Origin of the sequence: Oceanobacter sp. 1_MG-2023, assembly GCF_030689025.1 — a bacterium.
GTDB lineage: Bacteria > Pseudomonadota > Gammaproteobacteria > Pseudomonadales > Oceanobacteraceae > Oceanobacter.
The window spans coordinates 240,106-261,364 of record NZ_JAUYWA010000002.1 but is presented as its reverse complement, the minus strand read 5'-3'; the positions used below and the strand labels follow the sequence as shown (position 1 = coordinate 261,364).

General features: G+C 55.0%; 18 protein-coding genes and 1 pseudogene. 12 read left to right on the top strand and 7 right to left on the bottom strand.

Annotation, left to right across the window (positions count from 1 at the left end):
- Positions 1-14 precede the first annotated feature (14 nt).
- From Q8W22_RS02540 to Q8W22_RS02520, 5 genes are all read left to right on the top strand, one after another.
- Positions 15-350 (top strand): 2Fe-2S iron-sulfur cluster-binding protein, encoded by a 336-nt coding sequence (locus Q8W22_RS02540; protein ID WP_303431109.1) that lies wholly within the window; start codon positions 15-17, stop codon positions 348-350.
- Entirely contained in the window at positions 347-1,654 is a 1,308-nt protein-coding gene (locus tag Q8W22_RS02535; protein ID WP_303431110.1) for an NAD(P)/FAD-dependent oxidoreductase, read from the top strand. Before Q8W22_RS02540 ends, Q8W22_RS02535 begins: the two co-directional genes overlap by 4 nt.
- A 37-nt stretch (positions 1,655-1,691) precedes the next feature.
- The gene (locus Q8W22_RS02530; protein ID WP_303431111.1) at positions 1,692-3,014 is read left to right on the top strand and encodes an aromatic ring-hydroxylating dioxygenase subunit alpha; all 1,323 of its coding nucleotides are present in this window, start codon (positions 1,692-1,694) and stop codon (positions 3,012-3,014) included.
- 64 nt (positions 3,015-3,078) lie between these two features.
- Positions 3,079-4,536: a glutamine synthetase family protein gene (locus Q8W22_RS02525; RefSeq protein WP_305451500.1), complete on the top strand. Its 1,458-nt coding sequence runs from the start codon at positions 3,079-3,081 to the stop codon at positions 4,534-4,536.
- A gap of 170 nt (positions 4,537-4,706) precedes the next feature.
- Positions 4,707-5,066: a 5-carboxymethyl-2-hydroxymuconate Delta-isomerase gene (locus Q8W22_RS02520; protein WP_305451499.1), complete on the top strand. Its 360-nt coding sequence runs from the start codon at positions 4,707-4,709 to the stop codon at positions 5,064-5,066.
- A 42-nt stretch (positions 5,067-5,108) separates the two neighbouring features.
- Here the strand turns inward: Q8W22_RS02520 and Q8W22_RS02515 are convergent, their stop codons facing one another.
- Together Q8W22_RS02515 and sbcD are read right to left on the bottom strand one after the other, a co-directional pair.
- Positions 5,109-8,858 (bottom strand): AAA family ATPase, encoded by a 3,750-nt coding sequence (locus Q8W22_RS02515; RefSeq protein WP_305451498.1) that lies wholly within the window; start codon positions 8,856-8,858, stop codon positions 5,109-5,111.
- Positions 8,855-10,117: an exonuclease subunit SbcD gene (sbcD, locus tag Q8W22_RS02510; RefSeq protein WP_305451497.1), complete on the bottom strand. Its 1,263-nt coding sequence runs from the start codon at positions 10,115-10,117 to the stop codon at positions 8,855-8,857. The genes Q8W22_RS02515 and sbcD overlap by 4 nt, the downstream gene beginning before the upstream one ends.
- A gap of 446 nt (positions 10,118-10,563) precedes the next feature.
- Here sbcD and Q8W22_RS02505 point away from each other — a divergent pair, with 446 nt between their 5' ends.
- The 3 genes from Q8W22_RS02505 (at position 10,564) to Q8W22_RS02495 (ending at position 14,016) form a co-directional block, all read left to right on the top strand.
- Positions 10,564-10,896, top strand: a complete 333-nt coding sequence (locus Q8W22_RS02505) for a CidA/LrgA family protein (RefSeq protein ID WP_303431116.1) — start codon at positions 10,564-10,566, stop codon at positions 10,894-10,896.
- On the top strand, positions 10,893-11,585 hold the full coding sequence (locus Q8W22_RS02500) for an LrgB family protein (RefSeq protein WP_303431117.1): 693 nt from the start codon (positions 10,893-10,895) through the stop codon (positions 11,583-11,585). The genes Q8W22_RS02505 and Q8W22_RS02500 overlap by 4 nt, the downstream gene beginning before the upstream one ends.
- Before the next feature lie 250 nt (positions 11,586-11,835).
- Positions 11,836-14,016 (top strand): PAS domain-containing hybrid sensor histidine kinase/response regulator, encoded by a 2,181-nt coding sequence (locus Q8W22_RS02495; protein WP_305451496.1) that lies wholly within the window; start codon positions 11,836-11,838, stop codon positions 14,014-14,016.
- Here the strand turns inward: Q8W22_RS02495 and nudE are convergent.
- The gene (nudE, locus tag Q8W22_RS02490) at positions 13,989-14,558 is read right to left on the bottom strand and encodes an ADP compounds hydrolase NudE (RefSeq protein ID WP_303431119.1); all 570 of its coding nucleotides are present in this window, start codon (positions 14,556-14,558) and stop codon (positions 13,989-13,991) included. The two genes, Q8W22_RS02495 and nudE, sit on opposite strands and share 28 nt — an antisense overlap.
- A 44-nt stretch (positions 14,559-14,602) precedes the next feature.
- On the opposite strand from nudE, the gene yrfG reads away from it, so the two are divergent.
- From yrfG to Q8W22_RS02470, 4 genes are all read left to right on the top strand, one after another.
- Positions 14,603-15,286: a GMP/IMP nucleotidase gene (gene yrfG / locus Q8W22_RS02485; RefSeq protein ID WP_303431120.1), complete on the top strand. Its 684-nt coding sequence runs from the start codon at positions 14,603-14,605 to the stop codon at positions 15,284-15,286.
- On the top strand, positions 15,279-15,683 hold the full coding sequence (gene hslR / locus Q8W22_RS02480; protein ID WP_303431121.1) for a ribosome-associated heat shock protein Hsp15: 405 nt from the start codon (positions 15,279-15,281) through the stop codon (positions 15,681-15,683). Before yrfG ends, hslR begins: the two co-directional genes overlap by 8 nt.
- A 19-nt stretch (positions 15,684-15,702) precedes the next feature.
- Positions 15,703-16,578, top strand: a complete 876-nt coding sequence (gene hslO, locus Q8W22_RS02475) for an Hsp33 family molecular chaperone HslO (protein WP_303431122.1) — start codon at positions 15,703-15,705, stop codon at positions 16,576-16,578.
- 260 nt (positions 16,579-16,838) lie between these two features.
- On the top strand, positions 16,839-18,380 hold the full coding sequence (locus Q8W22_RS02470; RefSeq protein WP_305451512.1) for a phosphoenolpyruvate carboxykinase: 1,542 nt from the start codon (positions 16,839-16,841) through the stop codon (positions 18,378-18,380).
- Positions 18,381-18,523: 143 nt separating this feature from the next.
- Here Q8W22_RS02470 and Q8W22_RS02465 read toward each other — a convergent pair whose 3' ends face one another.
- The 4 genes and pseudogenes from Q8W22_RS02465 to Q8W22_RS02450 all read right to left on the bottom strand — a co-directional run bounded on the left by Q8W22_RS02465 (position 18,524) and on the right by Q8W22_RS02450 (position 21,257).
- A complete protein-coding gene (locus Q8W22_RS02465; RefSeq protein ID WP_305451495.1) occupies positions 18,524-19,720 on the bottom strand; it encodes a DUF4236 domain-containing protein in 1,197 nt (398 codons plus the stop codon).
- Positions 19,721-19,874: 154 nt separating this feature from the next.
- Entirely contained in the window at positions 19,875-20,453 is a 579-nt protein-coding gene (locus Q8W22_RS02460; protein WP_303431124.1) for a TerD family protein, read from the bottom strand.
- Between the two features lie 39 nt (positions 20,454-20,492).
- A pseudogene (locus Q8W22_RS02455) lies at positions 20,493-20,696 on the bottom strand (TerD family protein); the annotation flags it as partial.
- A 111-nt stretch (positions 20,697-20,807) separates the two neighbouring features.
- Positions 20,808-21,257 carry a tellurite resistance TerB family protein gene (locus tag Q8W22_RS02450; RefSeq protein WP_303431125.1) on the bottom strand — a complete coding sequence of 150 codons (450 nt, stop codon included), beginning with the start codon at positions 21,255-21,257 and terminating at the stop codon, positions 20,808-20,810.
- Positions 21,258-21,259: the final 2 nt, after the last annotated feature.

Here is a 21,259-nt window from a genome sequence, read left to right as displayed (position 1 = left end):
AGGGGATAATCATTATGAGCAACGCCACCATTCACATCGGATTCAAACTCCCGGACGGCAACATCCAGCATATTGACGCGCCGCTGGGACAGAACATCATGCAGGCGGCCATTGTCAATAACATCGACGGCATCGAAGCCGAATGTGGCGGCAGCTGTATGTGCGCGACCTGTCACCTTTACTTGCCCGACAGCCTGCTCGACAGCGTCACGCCCGCGAACGATGAAGAGCTGGAAATGCTCGAAGAAACCGCTGCCGAACGTCGACCGGGCAGCCGCTTGAGCTGCCAGCTGCTGGCCACCGAAGCCATGGCCGGTGTTATTTTTGAAGTACCGGAATGCCAGTCATGAGCCATGCAGCAGGCACCCTGATTATTGGTGCGTCTCATGCCGGTGTACAGGTTGCGGCTTCACTGCGGGATAACGGCTATCACTTGCCGATTACCCTGCTGGAAGCCGGTACCCATTTGCCCTACCAGCGGCCACCGCTGTCAAAGGCATACCTGAAAGAAGCCCTCGACAACCAGCGTCTGGCCTTGCGCGGGGAAGCCTTTTATCAACAAAAGGACATCACTCTGCTCCTGAATCACCGCGCCTTGCAGATTGATCGTCAGCACCAAAGCGTCAGTGCCTGGCACGATAACCGCGAAGTCACCTTTCACTACGACCAGCTGGTCATCGCCACCGGTGCCAGTGCCCGAACCTTACCGGCCGCCGCTGGTATGCCGGGGGTGCGGGTGTTACGGGATCTGGATGACGCCATTGCCCTCAAGGCGGATTTTGATGCGGCCCAGTCCATCGTGGTCATCGGTTCCGGCTTTATTGGTCTGGAAGTCGCGTCCACCGCTGTCAGCCTCGGCAAACAGGTGACGGTGGTCGAACACGGCAGCCGTATCCTGAGCCGCCTGTTTCCGGCACAGCTGTCGGCTTTTATGCAGCAGACCCATGAACAGAACGGCGTTGCATTCTGCTTTGACACCACCGTTGAGCGCCTGACCACACAGAACCGGACACAGAACCCGGACACCCACTCTTATCCACAAAACACGCAGAACCCGGACACCCATAAGAACAACACCAATAACCGCGCTCACCAGACCTGTTTGCAACTGAGCAATGGCCAGACACTCACCGCCGATCTGGTGGTGGTCGGTATTGGTGCCACCATCAATGACCAGCTCGCCCAAGACGCCGGACTGGCCTGTCAGAACGGCATTCTGGTCGACCCCGGCGGCTGCACCTCCGACCCGGCAGTGTACGCCTGTGGGGATTGCACCATCACGACCCGGGCCGATGGCCGCACCACGCATATTGAATCCATACAAAACGCTCTGGAACAGGCCAAAACGGTCGCCGCCAATATCACCGGCCAGCCAGCGCCGGAGCCAGTAGCACCCTGGTTCTGGTCTGACCAGAAAGACATCAAATTACAAATGGTGGGCGACGCCATGGATTACGACGACCTGATTGTTCGTGGCGACATCGCCAGCGGCAAATTCTCGCTGCTGTACTACCAGAATGAGCGGCTGATCCGCGTCGATTCCGTCAACGCCGCTGCCGACCACCTTGCCGCCCGCAAGCTGGTTAGCCAACGTTTCCCATTGCCCAAAGACGCCGCTGCCGATACCGCTGTGCGCCTGAAAAGCTTTACCTAATTCGCTGATGATTGCTTGATCGCAGGAGATACCCACTATGATGAGCCAGGAAAAAAACAACGAACTCAGCCTTGTAAAGGCATCCGATCCAGCCGGTAAACTGTTACGCCAATACTGGATGCCTGCCGCCCTGTCCGAAGAGCTGGACAGCGACCGCCCGGTCGTACCCGTCAACCTGCTGGGTGAAGAACTGGCCCTCTTCCGTAACGAAGACGATAAACTGGTGCTGATGGATCGTCATTGTCCGCACCGGGGTGCCGATATGTGTTTCGGCCGCAAGGAAGAAGGCGGTATCCGCTGCCCCTTCCATGGTTGGAAATTCGATGCCCAGGGTCAATGTGTTGACCAGCCCGCGGAGCCGGAAGGCTCAAAGATGCACGAAAAAATCCGCATCAACTCCTACCCGCTGCATGAAGTGAACGGCATTATTTTCGCCTTCCTGGGCACCGGCGAGCCACCCGCCTTCCCGGATTTCGACTGCTTCAAAGCCCCAGACACCCACGTCTTTGCTTTTAAAGGCCTGTGGGAATGCAATTGGCTGCAAGCACTGGAAGTCGGCATCGACCCGGCGCACGCCTCATTCCTGCACCGCTTCCTGCTCGATGAAGACCCGGAAGACAGCTACGGCAAGCAATTCCGCGACACCGCCGCCGATACCAATATTCCCATGACCCAGGTCTTGCGCGAGTTTGATCGCCCGGAAATCATCGTCAAGGACACCGATTACGGCATGCGCATCATCGCCCTGCGTGATCTGCAAAACGGCACCAGCCATGTGCGCCTGACCAACCAGGTATTCCCGTGCGCCATTACCATTCCGATGTCGAATGAAATGACCATCACCCAGTGGCATGTACCGATCGACGACGAAAACTGCTACTGGTTCTCGATGTTCACCAGTTTTGGCAACCCGGTCGACAAGGACACCATGCGTGCCCAGCGCCTGCAAGAACACACCCTGCCCGACTACGCCCCGATCCGGAACAAGCGCAACCACTATGGTTATAACAAGAAAGAACAGGAAACCCTGACCTGGACCGGTATGGGCATGGACATCAATGTCCACGACCAGTGGGCCTGTGAATCCATGGGCAATATCCAGGATCGTACCAACGAACACCTGGGCACCACCGACAAGGCCATCATCCAGCATCGCCGCAAACTGCGTAAAGCCATGAAGATCATCAGTGATGGCGGCGATTTAAGTGAACTGCCATTACAGCTTAGTGCCGCCCAGGCACGCGATATCAAAGGCCCTATCGCCATTGACGCCATCGCACCAACCCAGGACTGGGAAAGCGTTTGGCAAACCAGCGATCAGCAACGCCGTGCCGCCTGCGACTGGGACGCTGAACTGTAAGCCTAAACCAACATCAAGCGTCAGGGTGTGTTACTGCGGTAACAGGCCCTGCGAGGAGAAAACCATGACCGGTGTATTCGACGACGAAAACAGCTTTTCCGGTAAATACAATTTGTGGAGTCAGGAACAGATTTCTGCCTGCAAAACCCTGCTCGACACCATGCAAACCTGCAACCTCGAAGTCATTCGGGTGTCGTTTGTTGACCAGCACGGCGTACTGCGTGGCAAGACCATCGTTGCCAGCGGCCTGGCGTCTGCCTTGAACAAAGGCATCACCATGAGCTCGACCATGCTGCTGAAAGACACCTCGCATCGGACGGTGTTTTCAGTCTGGCAAGATGACGCCGGGTTTGGCGAAGGACAAATGACCGGCGCCAGCGACGTACTGATGCTGCCCGACCCAACCACATTTAAAATCCTGCCGTGGTCGCCCCATACCGGCTGGATACTGGCCGACCTGTATCAGACCGACGGTACGCCAGTTGAACTGTCGACCCGTGCCATGCTGAAAAAAGCCCAGCAACAACTGAATGATCAGGGTTATGAATTTATTGCCGGGCTGGAAGTGGAATTTCATGTTTTCCGCACCATCAACAAGCCTCGTGGCCTCGACGATGCCGGTCAACCAGGCCCACCGCCAACAACCGAGTTACTGAATCAGGGTTATCAGTACCTGACCGAAGACCGCTACGATGAGATGGAAGAGGTGTTCGACCTGATTCGCCGGAACGCCCAAGGTCTGGATTTGCCCGTACGCTCGTTAGAAGTGGAGTTTGGCCCCAGCCAGTTTGAAGTCACCTTTGACCCGGCTCCGGCGTTGCAACAAGCCGACAACATGATTCTGTTCCGTTCCATGGTCAAACAGGTGTGTCAGCGTAACGGCCTGCACGCCACCTTTATGTGTCGACCACGGTTTGAGGACTCCATGGCCAGCGGCTGGCATTTGCACCAGTCGATTGTATCGCTGGAGCACAGCAACAACTGCTTTGAACCGGCCGCTGGAGAACCGATTTCACGCCTCGGCCAGCACTGGATCGCCGGTATTCTGGCCCATGCCAAAGCCAGCTGTGTGCTGTCGACACCCACCATTAACGGTTACAAACGTTATCGTCCGTTTACGCTGGCCCCCGACCGGATCCAATGGGGTAAAGACAATCGGGGTGCCATGGTGCGCTGTCTGGCCAACCCCGGTGACAACGCCAGCCGGATTGAAAACCGCGTCGGCGAACCCGCTGCCAACCCTTACCTGTATCTGGCCTCCCAGATCATTAGTGGTATGGATGGCGTCAACCGTGAACTGGAACCACCAGCACCGGTATCCAAACCCTACGATACCGGCGCAGAAACCCTGCCCCAGTGTCTGATGGACGCCGTACAGCTGTTCGAAAGCAGTGCGCTGTACCGCCAGCAGTTTGGCGACACCTTTGTCGACTATTATGCGCACTTGAAAAAAGCCGAGTGGAATCGTTACCTGACCACAGTTTCAGAGTGGGAAGAGCGGGAATACTTTAACCTGTTCTAGTACGGTGCCAGCCCAGAGCAGTGAGAGTCTGTGTATGCCCATGGTGTGCGCGGCTCTTTATCTTGTCTGCCGGCCCTTCAAGCGCACACACGACGGACCCTGATCCATAGCCGATTACCCAGTCGACCCAGCCATGCATCCCGTCATTTATCCGGATATCAGAGATTAATATGCCTCACCTGGTCATTGAATACGCTCGTGTGATCGAGCAAACAACCCCGTTGCGCCCCTTGATGCAACAGCTGTTCGAAGCCGCCTGCCAGGGCGGTATTATCCAACCGCAAGACATCAAGGTACGGGCCATGCCGTACGACCATTTTTTACTGCGCCGAGACGACGAAACCTTCCTTCATATTACCTTGTCGCTGCTCGAGGGTCGCACTGACCAGCAAAAAGAACAGCTGGCAATCAATCTGCGGCAGGTGCTGGCCAAGCAGTTACCCGATGTCACCAGCCTCAGCATTGATATTCGGGATATGAACGCCACCGCCTACAAAAAGCGGCTGCTGCCCTTGGCGGATGCTGACTGATCGCCAGAGTCACAACGACCTCACGCCGTTTCCTCACGCCGTTTATTGTGTCATGCGATATATCGGATCCAGCTCACTGATACCCAAGCCGCTTTTTTTGATCACCTGCAGCTGGGTTGGAATCCGTTCTTTCATTGCCTCCACATGGCTGATAACGCCGATCATTTTGCCGGAGGCATTGAGGTTATCCAGCGCATCGAGGGCAATATCCAGTGTCTCGCTGTCCAGCGTGCCAAAACCCTCATCCAGAAACAGCGAGTCGATGCTGGTTTTGTGGCTGACCAGATCCGACAACGCCAGCGCCAGCGCCAAGCTCACCAGAAAACTTTCACCTCCCGACAGGGTGGTGATATCCCGTTCGGCATCGCCCTGCCAGGTATCCAGCACACTAAGCTCCAGACCCGCATTCTGTTTGCGCTGCAACAAGTAACGGCCGTGTAATCGTTGCAGCTGCTGATTGGCCAGTACCACCAGATTGTCCAGCGTCAGGCCTTGGGCAAAGTTACGGAATTTGGCGCCGTCCCGTGAGCCAATCAGGCCATGCAGATAGCTGATATCGTCATAGTCTCGCTGGAACGCTGCGATTTGATCAAACAGCGCTTGCTGACTGTCGCGCCGGGTCTGGTCGGAGTGGAGCGCGTGACTGATTTCACCAGCCCGTTGGTTCAGTTGTTCCAGCCGGGTGGTTAACTCGGCTAACACCTGCTCTACGTCAGCCAGTGCCGTTTGTTGATAAATCGCCGCCTGCGGGTCTGCCAGGATCTGATGGCAGGCCTGTTCGGCCTGCTCCAGCAAGGCGCGACTGCGTTCCAGTTCGTTATCCAGCTGTTGTTTCTGTAGCTGCAGGCGTTGACGTTCGGCCTCCGGTAACAAGGCCTGCAGAAAATCGGCTTCGGTGGCGAAGGGGCTGGCCGCCAACTGTGACTGCCAGTCGGATTGCTGCTCATCCAGTCGGGCTTGCAAGCGGTCGAGGCCGTGCTGTTGTGTGGTTAACTCGGCCTGCAGAGCCTGATGCTGACTGGATACTGTGTGTTGCTGATGCTGGGCAGTCTGGTAGTCCGCTTCGGCCTGCCGCAGTGCGGTGATGCTGTTGTCCCGTTCTTGCCGCACACTTTTGTCGCCAAACAGCTGATAACGCTGGGCCTGCAGCGTCGTGACCGTCTGCTTCAGCCGGGTCTGTTTTTCGCGGGTATCGGTCAGCTGCTGCTTTACCTTATCCAGCTGTTGCTGGCAGTGCTGATAATCGGCATCCAGCCGGTTCAGGCTGGCCTTGAGCTGTTCTTGCTGACGGATATGGTCGTCCCACTTTTGGCTGTCTTGCTGTCGGGCGGCCAGCCATAAGGCCAATTCTGCCGGCGACGGCGCGGGATAACCTTGTTCGCTCAGTTGCGTGACAAAGGTTTGCCATAAGGTCTCGGCTTGTTGCGCCGTCAGGGCTTGTTGCTGCTGATGGTCGTCCAGCATCTGACGGCCGTTAGTGATGGCCTGATCGGCCAGGGCCAGCCCGGTCCGGGCGCTGGTCAGCTGCTGCAGCGCATGATCCCGTTGTTGCCGGGCCTGCTCACACTGTTTATTAAGAGCGTTGAGCTGCTGAATGGCCTCGCCATAACGCTGCTGCTCGGCCTGGTGCCGGGTTATCTGCCGCTCCAGCGCCAGGGTGTCGGCAATCGTCAGCAAAATGTCTTGCTCCGATTTGGCGATGCTGGACTGCCACTGTTGCTCCCATTGCTGTTGCCATTGCTGTTGCCATTGTTGTTGCAAGTCGGCTTGCTCAACCTGGATATCCGTCAGACGCTGCGCCAGTTCTTGTTGATAACGTTGGCTGGATGCCAGTGTCTCTTTGGCTTCCTGCCCTTGTTCCCTGATGCTATCCAGTACCCGTTCGGCGTCCAGCTTCTCGGTAATATGTTGAGAGTCACGGCTCAAGCCGCCGTTGAGTGCCTCTTGATGTTTGTCGGCGTCCAGTTGCGGATGTTCCTGCGAACCACACAGTGGACACGGATCACCAGCCTGCAGGGCAGCCCGATAATGGGCCAGCTGTTCGTCCTGGGTCACCAGCTGGGTTAACGCCTGTACCAGTTGCTGCTGTTGCTGGTATTGGCCTTTCAACTGGCTGAGTGTCTGTTCGACGTGGGTGCATTGGCGCTGCCTATCCTCGGCTATGGCTTGTTTATCCCGTTGTTCTGCCGCCAGGGATTGCCATTGTTTGCTGATGGATAGCAAGCTCAGTAATACGGAATACTGCTCCAGCTGCCCGGTACGCTGCTGCTCCAATTGATCCAGAGTGCCCAGTTCACGGCTGGCACCAGCCAGCGCCTGAACCGCCTGTTGCCAGGCTTGCTCTTTGGTCGTCGCGGCGCTGTCAGCCTCTTGGTATTGCTGTTGAGCCTGTTGCTGCTGACCTTGCTGCCGGGTCAGTTGCTGTTGTAGCTCGACCTCTTTTTCACGCTGCTGCGCCAACTGCTGCTTGGCCGCCTGAATCTGCCGGGCCTGTTGCTGCCATTGCCCCAGATACTGCTTGAGCGACTGGTCGGCCGCCTGTTGCGTCAGGTAATGCTCAACCTTGGCTTGTTGTTGTGTCTGGCTCTGCCGCTGCTCGCTCAGATGTTCCAGGTGCTGCTGATGTCCGGTTTGTTGCCGCAGCTCATCATCGATAGCCTGCTGCAATTCTCTGAGTTTGTCTTGCTGGGCAAGCAGCTGTTGATCCAGTGGTACCACCTGGTCGTTCAGCAATTGCTCTTGCTGCTGGTGCCGGGTTTTGGCCGTTGCCAGTGCCTGGCTCTGCCCGGTCAAACGGGTCGTTGCACTGGCCAGCTCAGCGGCCAGCTGGTGTTGCTGTGCCTGCTTTTGCCGACAGTCCTGCTGATGCTGTTCGATTTCGCTGCGTATCGCCTGTAACAAGCGGTATGGGGTCTGCAGTTGCACCGCCGGTTCGCTGCGCTGCAAGCGTTGTATATCGGACAGGGCGCTGGCCAGATGATCTTCGGCCGCCTGCAGGCGTTCGGCCTGGGTGATCCGCTGCTTTCGGGCCAGGTCATATTGTTGCCACCAGTCACGATGGGCACTGGTGGTGGCTATCTCATGTTTGATCGCTGTTTGTTGCTGCTGTAATTGCCCGGCTTCCTCTTGCAGCTGTTGTTTTTGGGCATCATCCAGCAGTTGCACCCCTTGAGCCCGGGCGTGCAGTTCAGCCAGTTGCTGCTTGGCGCTGGCATGGTGCTCATGCACCCGCATTGATATCTGACCGTAGATTTCAGTGCCGGTCAGTTCCTCCAGTAACTCCGAACGGGCGGATGCATTGGCATTCAGAAAGGCGGCAAATTCTCCCTGCGACAGGAGGATGGACTTGGTAAAACGGGAGAAATCCAGTCCGGTGATGGCCTCGATTATTTCACTCTTGGCGCGTAACTGGGTCGCCAGAACCTTGCCGCTGGCAACTTCGGCCAGCTCGACACAGGCAGGCTGCAAATTGCCATCGACCTTGCCTCGGGAGCGACGCATGCTCCAGTGTGCCCGATAGGCCATGCCTTTAACGTCAAACTGCACTTCGGCGGCACAATCCGCGCAGCCGCGGGTCATGATCTGATTGGACGATGTGGTGATCTGACCCAGCCGGGGCGTCTGGTGATAAAGCGCCAGACAGATGGCATCGAGCAAGGTGGTTTTGCCTGCCCCGGTCGGGCCGGTAATGGCAAACAGGCCGTTGTCGCTGAATGGCGCCTGGGTGAAGTCGATTTTCCACTCGCCCTTGAGTGAGTTCAGGTTCTTGAACTGGAGGCTTAAAATCTTCATGCGTCGTGCTCCGGGTGCTCGATTTCTGCCAGAATCTGCTGGAACTGCACTTCAATCCGGGCCTGCCTGCCGGGCTGGTCGTCAAGGTTTTCCAGCGCCAGACGTTTGCCAAAGACTTCCTCCGGGGTCAGCTCTGCCAATGTTTCCTGTGCTTGCCGGGTTAATACCTGACGGCCATGGAGCCGTGAACGGCGCAGTTGCAAGACCTCGACCGCCAGCCCTTCGGTCAGGGCCTGAATCCGTTGCGGCAAATCGGCCAGATAGTCTTGCTGTTCCACTTCGATACATAGCCAGACCGGTTGATCAGCAGGTATATGCTGATAGGCCAGCAACCCCTGTTCGATGGCTGCCAGATCTCCCTTGATAACGGCCATCGGTTGGAAAACCGGCACATCAACAGGGGTTATCGCAACGGTGTGTGAACCAGAAAATTCGACCATGACCACTTGTTTGGTCGTTTTTAATTCATCAAAGCTGAGTGGAATGGGCGATCCGCTGTAACGGATATGCTCGGATTTGGCCACCCGCTGCGGCCGATGAATATGCCCGAGAGCAATATAATCTGCCGGAGGGAAACCATCCGCAGCAAACCCGTCCAGCGAGCCGATATAGATGTCGCGAACGGAATCTGACTGGCTGACGCCCAGCGCCGTCAAATGTCCTGTCGCAATAATCGGTACGTCGAGTTGTTTGCTGGTCTTGAGTGCCAGTGCCGCCTGATAAACCCGCTGATAATGTTGTTGGATGGCCTCCCCCAGGGCCTGACGTTTTTCCAACCCCGACTCACCGGCCCGGCTTTGCAGCACGTCGCGCGGGCGGATAAAGGGAATAGCGCAGACGATGGCACCAACCGGGCCAGCCGCGTCACCATGCTCACGCTCGCTGCCATGGCGATATTCCAGCTCGATAAGCTGCTCATGGGGGTCCAGCGGGCTGATACTGGCCACTACTTGCGTATCCAGGCACGCCACCAGCTGCCTGGATTCATTCAGCGTCGAAACCGAATCGTGATTGCCCGCCAAAATAACCAGGCGGCAGTGGCACTGGCTGATCGCGACAATAAATCGATTGTACATTTCTCGTGCATAACTCGGAGGGGTACCGGTATCAAACACGTCCCCCGCTACGATCACGGCATCGATGTTATAACGTCGTACCTGCGTCAGCAGCCAATCAAGAAAAGCCTGATGTTCAGCCTTGCGGCTCTTGGTAAAAAAGCTCTGACCCAGATGCCAGTCAGACGTGTGCAGGATTTTCATAACCGTTATCCGTAAGGGGAGAATTTGAAAAGGACCCGTCATTTCGCTGCATTCGTCGCCTTGCCCTGAACAACGGCAACACTCGCGCAGAGCCGTGCAGGATTAAATAGATGTCCCCGTAAGTGATAGCTGAGAGGTTATCACAGCGACGGGGTTGGGTTGGCGGCAGAAACCAGCGGTGATTATATTCGATTAATGAGGTGTCCCGGTGCTGTGGCAACAGGGATTTCCGTATTCTGGCAGCAGTGTTTAATGCGCTATTTTTTCTTTAACAAATCAATCGGTTAGATTGCCTTATCAACAAAATATAGCGTGCTTCTGGTGGTTAATGGTACTGTTTGCGCTCTGACATTATTGCCGAGAGCGTTATTTCTGCTCATGATTTTCTGCCTGATAATATCAATAAAAACCCGGTTTTTTATGCCGCTCCGTTCGGAAGACCGCTTATGACTGGACTGCTGATTCTGCTGGCCTTTTTAATGGCCGGGACGCTCGTTCAACACTGGACGTCGGCGCCTATTCCTCCTTCGATTATCGGTATGTTGCTGTTGCTGGTTTTTCTGATCAGCCAGCGCAAGGTGCCTGCAGCATTGACCAGCATTACCCAGTCACTTGCGCCGATTTTGCCGTTGTTCCTGATTCCGGTGAGCGTGGGAGTGATCACCCATGAACAACTGGTGCGCGAGCATGGGCTGCTACTGCTGTTGATTCTGGCCATCAGTCTGATTCCCGGCACACTGGTATGTGGCTGGATTATGTCCAGAGGAAAACGTTCATGATGATATTGCTGCAAACCCCTCTGTTCTGGACGGCGCTGACCATCGGTGCTTTTTTGCTCGGTCAGCAGGTCTATCGGTTAACCGGTAATCTGGTGCTGTTGCCACCGATTCTGACCGGTATCGGGCTGGTGGTGGTGACGCTGAAACTGACCGATACGCCGTACACAACGTATATGGAAGGAGGGCACTATCTGCACGATATGCTGCAACCGCTGATTGTGATGCTTGCAGTACCTCTGTTCCTGCAGTTAAGGGCATTACGTCAGGATGCCCTCCGTATTGCTCTGGCCGTCACACTGGGCAGTGCCACCACCGTCGCCTGCGCCTGGTGGCTGACCAGCTGGTGGATCGGTGATCCCATGCTGTCACAAACCATGCTGACCAAGTCCATTACCACACCGGTGGCGGTTGCCATTACTGGTCAACTCGGTGGTGATCCGTCACTGGCGGCGGCGTTTGTGATTTTGTCTGGCTTGTTGGGGGTCATCATGATTTTGCCGATTCTGACGCTGATGCGTATCCAGCGTCCAGAAACCGTTGGTATTACGCTGGGGGTCTGTGCTCATGCGATTGGTACCAGTCGGGCACTGGATCTGGGGGAGCGGGAAGCAGCCTATGCCATCACCGCAATGATACTGACGGCGACTCTGCATGCTGTGGTGTTACCCTTGCTCGTCAGTCTGTTTTAAGTGGTAGTCTATGTGCTTATCGCTACCGGCGGCGGGCAATAACTCCGTCATCAATGGACGCATAATGACCAACGTCATGATAACGACATCGGTGCACTATTCACTCTGTCAGCAAGGCCTGTCAGGATAGGAGATTACGCGGGCTGCTGAGGCAAATACGCCTATACTTGATACTCAGAGCCCCATCGATACAGTTAACCGCTTTTCACTGTTGTTGCTGTACCTGGTCGTATCACTTCAAGGAATCCAGATGTCGTTTAGTCCTGGCCAACAGTTACTACTGACCTCTACCGCTCTGGTAGCGGGCATCAGTGCCATTATGGGAGTAACGGCTTTTTTGCTCGCCCGAGGAGAGCCAGACGTCGTCACCCTGAAAATACTGGCAGGGGTGGCCATATTGGCCTTGCTTGTGGTGGGCTCGGGCATCGGCCTGATCAGTCATTATCTGACTCGCCCGGTGACCAATCATTATAAACAGCAGTTGCTGCAACAAGGGTTCACCTGGGAGCATGTCAGTGGCATCGTGCTGAGAGTGAATGCCCAACAGCTGATTCTGGATGCCAACCCGAACTTCCAGCAATTATTTGACCTTTGCCCCGGCTCTTATCTGTCCAGTATCCAACGCCGTAATGAGCGCGAGTTGATTCAGCAAAAAATAGATCAGTCCTTGAGCACCCGCTCCATGGTCGATTTTGAAGCCAGTCTGCTCGACCGCTACGGCGAATGGGGCCGTTGGGCCATGCAAGTCCGCCTTTGGCAGCAGAATGATGGCGACCAGGTCTGGCTGCTGGTCACCGGGGACGACATTACCCAGCGCTATTTTATGGAAGCGCAGCTCCGCGAAGAGCAGCAGCGGTTATCGACGTATATCAATACCATGCAGACCCTGCTGATTATCTGTGATGAAAACGGCCATGTGACACGGGTTAACCTGCAGGCCCAGCAGCTGCTGCAAATACCGGAAGACCAGATCAACGGTTACCCGTTCAGCTATTTGATTCCGCAGCAGGCGACCTCCACCGTTGAGCGCGAATGGCAAAATCTGCTCAGTCGTCATAATGGCAACCTGTCGCTGGAATTTCCGGTGCTGTCATCGACCGGCAAAGAGCACATTATCAGCTGGCGCATGACACGACTGACCAGTGCCAATACCTCCCAGGGACAGGTGTTGCTGGCTGGACTGGATATCACCGAATCCGTAGCCAACCGGCAGGCACTCGAAACCGCCAACAGCCGCATCCGGGAAGCCTTGACCCAGGCGGAACAGGCCAACCATTCCAAATCCATATTCCTGGCCAATATGAGCCATGAGATCCGCACCCCCATGAACGGTATTCTGGGTGCCACGGAACTGATTCTGGATTCCAACCTGACAACCGAGCAGCGCCATTATCTCGATATTGTCCATACCTCATCGCAGTCACTGCTGGAGATCCTTAACGACATTCTGGACTTGTCGAAAATTGAATCCGGCAACCTGGAGCTGGAGCAGATCGATTTTGACCTCAACCAGCAACTCAGTGACCTCAAACGGCTGTTCGATGAACCGGTCAAACGCAAGGGTCTGACGTTTATTTATTATTACGACGGTGATATTCCGCAATACTGGAAGGGCGATCCCAAACGTATCCGTCAGATCATCACCAATCTGATCAGTAACGCCATCAAATTTACCGACTACGGCCAGATAGAAGTGCAGGTCACCGGCAAGCAGACCGAAGGGGCGCTGTACGATATCCGCATTGCCGTCAACGATACCGGCATTGGTATTTCCCAGAGCAAGAAAGAGCAGGTGTTCTCCGCCTTCCGCCAGGCTGATAGCAGCACCAGTCGTCGTTATGGCGGCACCGGTCTGGGCCTGACTATTTGTCGCCACCTGGCATCCGCCATGAATGGGGATGTGGAGCTGGAATCCAGCCCCGGGGTGGGCAGCACCTTCTCCCTGCAACTCCCCTTGCAGGCCGCCAAGCCACCGGCCGTGACCAAGCGGCCATCCCTGAAGCAATCACCCGCCTTGTCTGGCCGTATCCTGCTGGCGGAGGACAACGAGGTGAATCAGCGTGTTGCTTCGCGCATGCTGGAAAAACTCGGGCTTGAGTGTGTGGTGGTCAGTGATGGTCGCCAGGCGTTACAGGCACTGAAACAGGACGCCTTCGATCTGATTCTGATGGATATCAATATGCCGGTGCTGGATGGTATCCAGGCGACCCGGCATATACGCCAGCTCTCTGGCGATGAGAGCCAAATCCCTATTCTGGCACTCACCGCCAATGCCATGATGGAAGACCGCCAACGCTGCCTGAGCGCTGGCATGAACGGTTTTGTCAGTAAACCCATCCGCATGGCAACGTTACGTGCCGCGCTGGTGGAGCTGCTGCCGGAACAGTTGGCCCCGGCAAGCACTCAGGCTGGCAGCACTTCGCCGTCGTAGTCACCGGCCAGGTAGGCTTGCGCCAGCGCCAGCGCTGCCACCGCCCGGCCTTCGGAAAAGTCGTCGCGCTGATACAACGACAGCAGGTCACTCAGTTTCCAGGGGATCAGCTCCAAAGGCTCCGGCTCGTCGCCTTCCAGCCGTGACGGGTACAAATCCCGCACCAGCACCACATCGATGCCACCACTCATATAGCTGGGTGACAGACTCAATCGTTTAAGGAAGACAAACTCGCGCGCGCCATAACCAATTTCTTCCTGCAGCTCGCGGTGACAGGCTTCCCGTATTGTTTCACCCAGGTCGACCGCACCTTTTGGCAAGGTCAGCGTGTAATCTTCAATACCACCGCCATACTCCCGGATCAGTGCCACGGTGTCGTTATCCAGCAACGCCACCATCATCACCGCACCCGGGCCACCGGGCATCAACCGTTCATAAGTGCGCTCCACACCGTTGCTGAAACGCAACGCCATCGATTCAACCCGGAACAGCCGACTCTGGGCGACCAGCGAGCGATGCAGGATCTGAGGTTTTTTATCCATGTCAGGCCTGTTTAAATAGCTGAAAATCTGTTGAGTATAACCCTATGCGCCCGATCGACTGGCAACAAATTGACACCGTACTACTGGATATGGACGGTACCCTGCTGGACTTGCACTTTGATAATTACTTCTGGCTGGAACATTTGCCCGAGCAGTATGCCCGCCACAAAGGCATCGACAAGGCCGCCGCTCTGACGGAACTGAGCAGCAGCTTTATCGGCCTGCGCGGTACCCTCAACTGGTATTGCCTCGATCACTGGAGCAATCTGACCGGATTACCGATCGCGGAGTTGAAAAAAGACGTCGCCAGCAAAATCGGCTTCCGGCCTTTTGTGCGCGAATTTCTCAACGCCCTGGCACAGCAGGGCAAACGCAAGGTCATTGTCACCAATGCTCACCGCGACAGTGTGGAACTCAAACTGCACCACACCGGGCTGGATCAATACGTTGACCGCATCATCAGCTCCCACGACTACCGGGAACCCAAAGAACAACAGGCCTTCTGGCAGCATTTACAGCAAGACGAGCCGTTCGACCCGCAGCGTACCCTGCTGATTGATGACAGTATGGCTGTGCTAGAATCAGCCCAGCGTTGGGGCATTCATTATCTGTTGGCCATCCATCACCCTGACAGCCAGCGCGAGCCGGTATTGCAAAACCGGTTTCCCGGCATTCTACATTTTGACGAACTGGTATTTGACGCACAGGACACTACTCACCGTGACTGACAACTCCACCAAAGTCCGCCTCGACAAATGGCTCTGGGCCGCCCGCTTTTTCAAAACACGGGCACTGGCCAAACACGCCATTGAAGGCGGCAAGGTTCACTACGACGGCCAACGCTGCAAGGTCAGCAAACTGGCAGACGCAGGTGCCAGGCTGACCATTCGCCAGGGCTTTGACGAAAAAGAGGTGATTATCACCACCTTGTCTGACCAGCGCCGGGGAGCCCCGGAAGCACGGCTGCTGTATGAAGAAACCCCGGCCAGCATCAAGCGACGCATGGACAACTCCGAACAACGCCGGGCGTTACGTGCCTCCATGCCCACCCCAGACCACAAACCCAACAAAAAAGAACGCCGCGACATGCGCCGTTTTGAGCAGGTCCATCAGGATCTTGGCTGAACGTTACAGGTACACCGATATGTCATACCCCAGTGCTGACCAATTGCAGCGATTTTCGTTTGATGCCGCCCCGATTCGTGGAGAGGTCGCCCATCTCAATGCCACTTACGAGGCAATCTTGAATCGCCACGACTACCCGCCCGTTATCCGGGTAGCCCTGGGCCAGTTACTTGCCGCCACCGCATTGATGAGTGCCAGCCTCAAGTTCAAAGGCCGGCTAACCCTGCAAATACGCCTGCCAGGGGCTATCTCCCTGTTGCAGGCAGAAACCAATGAACTGGGAGAGCTGCGGGCGATTGCCCGCTATGACAGCGATCAGCCAGAAGCAACCCTGACCTTTGCAACGGAAGGCCAGCTGGTTATCACCCTGGAGCCGGAGCAAGGCCAGCGTTATCAGGGTATTACCGCCATTCCCCAAGGCGATATAGCCACCGCACTGGAAGACTATTTCAGCCAGTCAGAACAACTGCCCACACGCTTCTGGCTCTGCAGTGATGGCACCCGGGCCGCTGGCTTTATGCTGCAAAAACTACCCGCCAGCCAGCAACACAGCGACGAGCAGCAAACCATTGACCAGGATGCCTGGGACCGGGTCTCTCACCTCGCCGCCACCATCAAGGATGAAGAACTCCTTGAGTTGGACAATGATCTGCTATTGCAACGCCTGTATCACGAAGAGGATGTCCGGGTGTATCCCGCCACGCCGCTGTCGTTTGCCTGTACCTGTTCCCGTGACCGGCTGGCCAACGCCCTGCATCAGGTTGGCTACCAGGCGTTAGCCGAAATGATGGAAGAATCCGGTAGCATTTCGGTCGACTGTGAATTTTGCCACCAACACTACGAATTCGGCCAACATGATATGGCAGAGCTGTTCCCTGAAAACAATTTGCATTAAATTACTGCCTGCCAGGTCGCTGTTACATTTGTTACAATGATCTGGAACCCCACAAATAATCCGAAGAATCAGCAAATATAGCCCCTGTTTATGCGGGTTATTAAGCTGACCCATAAAGAGGAGACTTAGCGCAAACGGCATTTTCTGGCATACTTGCGCAGTCTCATTGATCGAGTATCGTCTGCAGCACACACAGACGGGTGTACGAATTTTGGTAACGGCTACTATTGCCGACCACAACTGCGAGGACCCATCAGGGTATCGATATGACCACTGTATTCACGGATTTATCTACTCCATTTCTGGTAGAACAAGCCATTGCCCGCGGCGAAGGCCTATTGCAAGATAACGGCGCACTGGTAGTAGAAACCGGCGCTCGTACTGGCCGTTCTCCAATGGACAAATTCATTGTAGAAGAACCAAGCAGCAAGGATGCAATCGACTGGGGCAATATCAACCGCCCATTTGATGCCGATAAATTCGATGCCCTGTGGGACCGCGTAGAAGAATACCTGGCCCAGCAAGACAGCTTTGTTTCCCATGTTCATGTTGGTTCTGACCCGCAGCACTACCTGCCGGTCAAAATGTCGACCCAGACTGCCTGGCAGAACCTGTTTGGTCGCAACCTGTTTATCTTGCCGGAAAGCTACAACCCTTCAGACAAGGAAGAATGGCAAATCCTGAACGTTGCCAACTTCGAGTGCGTACCGGAACGTGATGGCACCAACTCCGATGGCTGCGTTATTGTCGACTTCTCCCAACGCAAAGTACTGATTGCAGGCATGCGTTACGCTGGCGAAATGAAAAAAGCCATGTTTGGTGTACAGAACTTCCTGTTGCCAGAAAAAGACGTGCTGCCAATGCACTGCTCTGCCAACGTTGGTGACGACGGCGATGTTTGCCTGTTCTTCGGCCTCTCCGGTACCGGTAAAACCACCCTGTCTGCTGACCCGGGTCGCTTCCTGATTGGTGATGACGAGCACGGTTGGGGCAAGGGCACTGTCTTCAATATCGAAGGTGGCTGCTACGCCAAGACCATTGACCTGTCACAGAAAAACGAACCCATTATCTGGGATGCCATCCGCTTTGGCGCCATCGTGGAAAACGTGGTGATCGACAAGCAAACCCGAGTGGCAGACTACAACGACACCAGCCTGACCGAAAACGGCCGCTGTGCTTACCCGCTGACCCACGTTGAGAAACGTGTTGTTGAGAACATGGCTGGCGAACCCAAAGCAGTTGTCTTCCTGACCTGTGATATGACCGGTGTATTGCCACCGGTATCTGTCCTGACCAAGGAACAAGCGGCTTACCACTTCCTGAGCGGTTACACAGCTCTGGTTGGTTCAACGGAAATGGGGGGCGTAAAAGGTCTGAAATCCACCTTTTCTACCTGTTTTGGTGCACCCTTCTTCCCACGTCCAGCAGGCGAATACGCGGAACTGCTGATGAAACGTGTGACGGAGTTCGACTCTCAGGTCTACCTGGTCAACACAGGTTGGACTGGCGGTCCAAACGGTGCCGGTGGTGAGCGCTTCAGCATTCCAACCACGCGTGCAGTGATCTCTGCTGTTCAGTCTGGTGTGCTGCGTGACGTTGAAACCGAAGAGCTGCCAGTCTTTGGCCTTCGTGTACCAACCGAACTGCCTGGCGTAGAAACCAAATTGCTGAATCCAACCAAAGCCTGGGCTGACCAGGACAAGTTTGATGCAGCGGCACGCCAACTGGCGAACCAGTTTATTGAAAACTTCAAGAAATACGATGTTTCCGACGCCATTCTGGCGGCGGGCCCTCAGCTGTAAGACTGCCTTGCCGCTGAATGCTCAATAACACAGTCCGATAAAATAAAAGGGGCGCTACCATTACTGGTAGCGCCCCTTTTTTATTTTATTGCTTATGGCGCCTGTTGCCGCTGCACTGTCAAACAACGCTAACGCCAACGTCCTCAGCCTATATCCAGAACGTCTCGCGCCAAAGGCTCTATTTCTTTCAGTCGGCTGGAGCGGTCACGGGCCATTCTGACACCACACGCTTGCAGGGTCGCCACGGGGTCGATGTCTTCCAGCCGATCAAAGTCCAGCATTTGCCATTGCTCCCGCTGAATCAGCACGGACAAGACGTATTGATCCTCCACAACCCCGGTCGCAGGATTGGCTCGCTGGATATAACCAGAAATCAGACAACGCTGAATACCCGGAAACAATGCAAACACTTCGCCAGTGACCCGAAACAGCGACCCGGCGCACAGTCGGATAAAATCACGCCGCCCCTGGGCATCGGTGCGTTTTTTGAATGATAACTTGCCGTTGCCCCGCGCCTCGGCCATCCGCTGGGGTACATCGCCTTCATCCGGCAAATCAACATCCAGGGCAATGCCGGTTACATCATGGTTAAATTCATACTCAATCAAGGTTTCTTTCGGCCAGGCAATGCCGCTGAGGACATAGTCCAGCGCCGTTTCCATATGGGCACTGAATCCTTGGGCCGCCAGCCGAAAGGCTTTTTCAACTTCGGCACATTCCTGCTCATGATCATCACGCAGCTGCTGCCACTGCGCCAGTTCTTGCTGATAACTCGCCAGCGCCTGCTGATTACTCTGTTCAATGCTGTCTTGTCGAAATAACAGTTTATCCATCAAGCCCGGCTCTTCGATCACCGGCGGCAATGGTTCATCAATAGCAAAGGGGGCCGGTAAAGCTGGCGGAGTACCCGGTTTGGGCGTTAACAGATGTACCCCCAAACAAGCATTCAGCTCGGTATTGATACGTTCTGCGGCCTGCTCCAGTAATGTCTGGATGGTCTCGGCCTGGTGAGTCTTGACCTGTCTGGCTGCTTTGGCGGGCAAGGGTTGGTCATGCTCATCGGTCAGTCGTAACAAGCCATCATCATCAACCTGAATATTCACGGTATCAGGGTAGTCGACGGGGTTGGAACCAGCGGCAGCAGCGGAGGATTGTCTATTATCGATTCGGGTACGGTAATAGAGACCGGTACCCGGCAATCCGGCATTGATATAAGTACCTCGACGTCCCAGTGTCAGACTCAGCCCCCGAGGGTCAATGGACGTACTGACGCCGGAGCCACTGAGATTCAGGCGCACGCCCGGCATGATGGTAATACGCTTTCTGAAACGGAGGCCCATACCTTTCCCTGGTTATATTCGATAGTTGATATGTCAAGCGGATGATCACGAATGGATCAAGCTCAGCCACCCGGCAGGGTGACTGAAGAAACAGAAGAAGGCCAGTAGCTGACCCGCTTCCAAACCTGGACAGGATGCTCCAGGCAACGGTCGATTAACCGATGTTAACGCCGTGTGCTTCCGCCAGAGGCTTCAGACCACCGGCAAAACCCTGACCAATGGCCTTGAACTTGAACTCGCTGCCATGGCGATACAGTTCGCCAAAGATCATGGCCGTTTCGGTAGATGCATCTTCAGACAGGTCGTAACGGGCAATTTCCTTGCCGTCGGCTTTGTTTACAACACGGATATACGCGTTGGAAACCTGACCGAAGTTTTGCTTGCGGCTTTCTGCTTCGTGAATTGTGACAGCAAACACCAGTTTTTTCACATCCGCCGCCAGAGAGGTCAGTTTAACGGTGACTTTTTCGTCGTCGCCATCACCTTCTCCTGAACGGTTGTCACCCATGTGTTCAACCGAACCATCCGTTGATACCTTGTTGTTGTAGAAAATAAAGCTGGTATCGCCCAGTACCTTGCCATTTTCACCGGTAATAAACACGGAGGCATCCAGATCGAATTCAGTACCGTCAGTAACACGAGGGTCCCAACCAAGACCAACCACCACCTCAGTCAGACCTGGTGCTTCTTTTGACAGGGAAACGTTACCGCCTTTAGACAGACTTATAGCCATTTTTTTATTCCTTATTCAGTCAATTAACCAATCAAAATTTCATACCTGACCCTTGGCCAGGACATGCCGTCTTGCTGCATGCTCGTGGCCAAGCGCATAAAATGTCCACTCGCCATTGTTACGATGCGATGCCGCAAAATTCATGGCAGTTTCCGTTAATGCATCGTTGGCCAGGTCATAACGCATACTTTCTGCGTCGCTGGTGTCATGGACAAGATGAATGAATAAATTACTCACTTGCCCATGATTTTTATTTACGGTTTATCAACCTCTCGGATGATACCGCACCACTCTTGCGTGATGGCAACAAAGACGGTGCCAGCAGGACTGTCTTCGTCGCAGCGCAGGTAAAGCCTAAAGCTCGAAATCAGCCGGATTCAGGCCCAGCTCCGAACAAATCAAACGACAAGCGGCTTTTTCCTGATCATCAAAACTGCCATCCGATGCACCAATGGCACAGGCAACCCGCACCAGCAAACGTGCGGCACCATCGTCTTTCTTGATTTTGTTGATCGTTTTCAACGCTTCCGCCTGACCAATCTGATAGTCAAACTCAAACTTGCCACAAGCGTCGTTAAACACGTTGATAACGTCATTGAGATTGAAGGCCTTGAGCTCTGGCGAGTTGTTGATAAACCCGGTCATTTTCATTTTTTCAGCGGAAGAAATATCACCATCCGCGGCGGCAATCATGGCGCAGGCAGTGGCGGTTGCTTCCATAAAGTCCTTGTTCTTGAACTTCGAAACTTCGGTCGTCAGCTTGTCCCGTGCCATCGACACATTTGTTTTCAGCCATCCCAACATGT

What these genes read in the sequence shown, in the direction of transcription:
- Q8W22_RS02540 (WP_303431109.1), top strand. Translation starts at nt 15, where the DNA reads ATGAGCAACGCCACCATTCACATCGGATTCAAACTCCCGGACGGCAAC.
- Q8W22_RS02535 (WP_303431110.1), top strand. Translation starts at nt 347, where the DNA reads ATGAGCCATGCAGCAGGCACCCTGATTATTGGTGCGTCTCATGCCGGT.
- Q8W22_RS02530 (WP_303431111.1), top strand. Translation starts at nt 1,692, where the DNA reads ATGATGAGCCAGGAAAAAAACAACGAACTCAGCCTTGTAAAGGCATCC.
- Q8W22_RS02525 (WP_305451500.1), top strand. Translation starts at nt 3,079, where the DNA reads ATGACCGGTGTATTCGACGACGAAAACAGCTTTTCCGGTAAATACAAT.
- Q8W22_RS02520 (WP_305451499.1), top strand. Translation starts at nt 4,707, where the DNA reads ATGCCTCACCTGGTCATTGAATACGCTCGTGTGATCGAGCAAACAACC.
- Q8W22_RS02515 (WP_305451498.1), bottom strand. Translation starts at nt 8,858, where the DNA reads ATGAAGATTTTAAGCCTCCAGTTCAAGAACCTGAACTCACTCAAGGGC.
- sbcD (WP_305451497.1), bottom strand. Translation starts at nt 10,117, where the DNA reads ATGAAAATCCTGCACACGTCTGACTGGCATCTGGGTCAGAGCTTTTTT.
- Q8W22_RS02505 (WP_303431116.1), top strand. Translation starts at nt 10,564, where the DNA reads ATGACTGGACTGCTGATTCTGCTGGCCTTTTTAATGGCCGGGACGCTC.
- Q8W22_RS02500 (WP_303431117.1), top strand. Translation starts at nt 10,893, where the DNA reads ATGATGATATTGCTGCAAACCCCTCTGTTCTGGACGGCGCTGACCATC.
- Q8W22_RS02495 (WP_305451496.1), top strand. Translation starts at nt 11,836, where the DNA reads ATGTCGTTTAGTCCTGGCCAACAGTTACTACTGACCTCTACCGCTCTG.
- nudE (WP_303431119.1), bottom strand. Translation starts at nt 14,558, where the DNA reads ATGGATAAAAAACCTCAGATCCTGCATCGCTCGCTGGTCGCCCAGAGT.
- yrfG (WP_303431120.1), top strand. Translation starts at nt 14,603, where the DNA reads ATGCGCCCGATCGACTGGCAACAAATTGACACCGTACTACTGGATATG.
- hslO (WP_303431122.1), top strand. Translation starts at nt 15,703, where the DNA reads ATGTCATACCCCAGTGCTGACCAATTGCAGCGATTTTCGTTTGATGCC.
- Q8W22_RS02465 (WP_305451495.1), bottom strand. Translation starts at nt 19,720, where the DNA reads ATGGGCCTCCGTTTCAGAAAGCGTATTACCATCATGCCGGGCGTGCGC.
- Q8W22_RS02460 (WP_303431124.1), bottom strand. Translation starts at nt 20,453, where the DNA reads ATGGCTATAAGTCTGTCTAAAGGCGGTAACGTTTCCCTGTCAAAAGAA.
- Q8W22_RS02450 (WP_303431125.1), bottom strand. Translation starts at nt 21,257, where the DNA reads ATGTTGGGATGGCTGAAAACAAATGTGTCGATGGCACGGGACAAGCTG.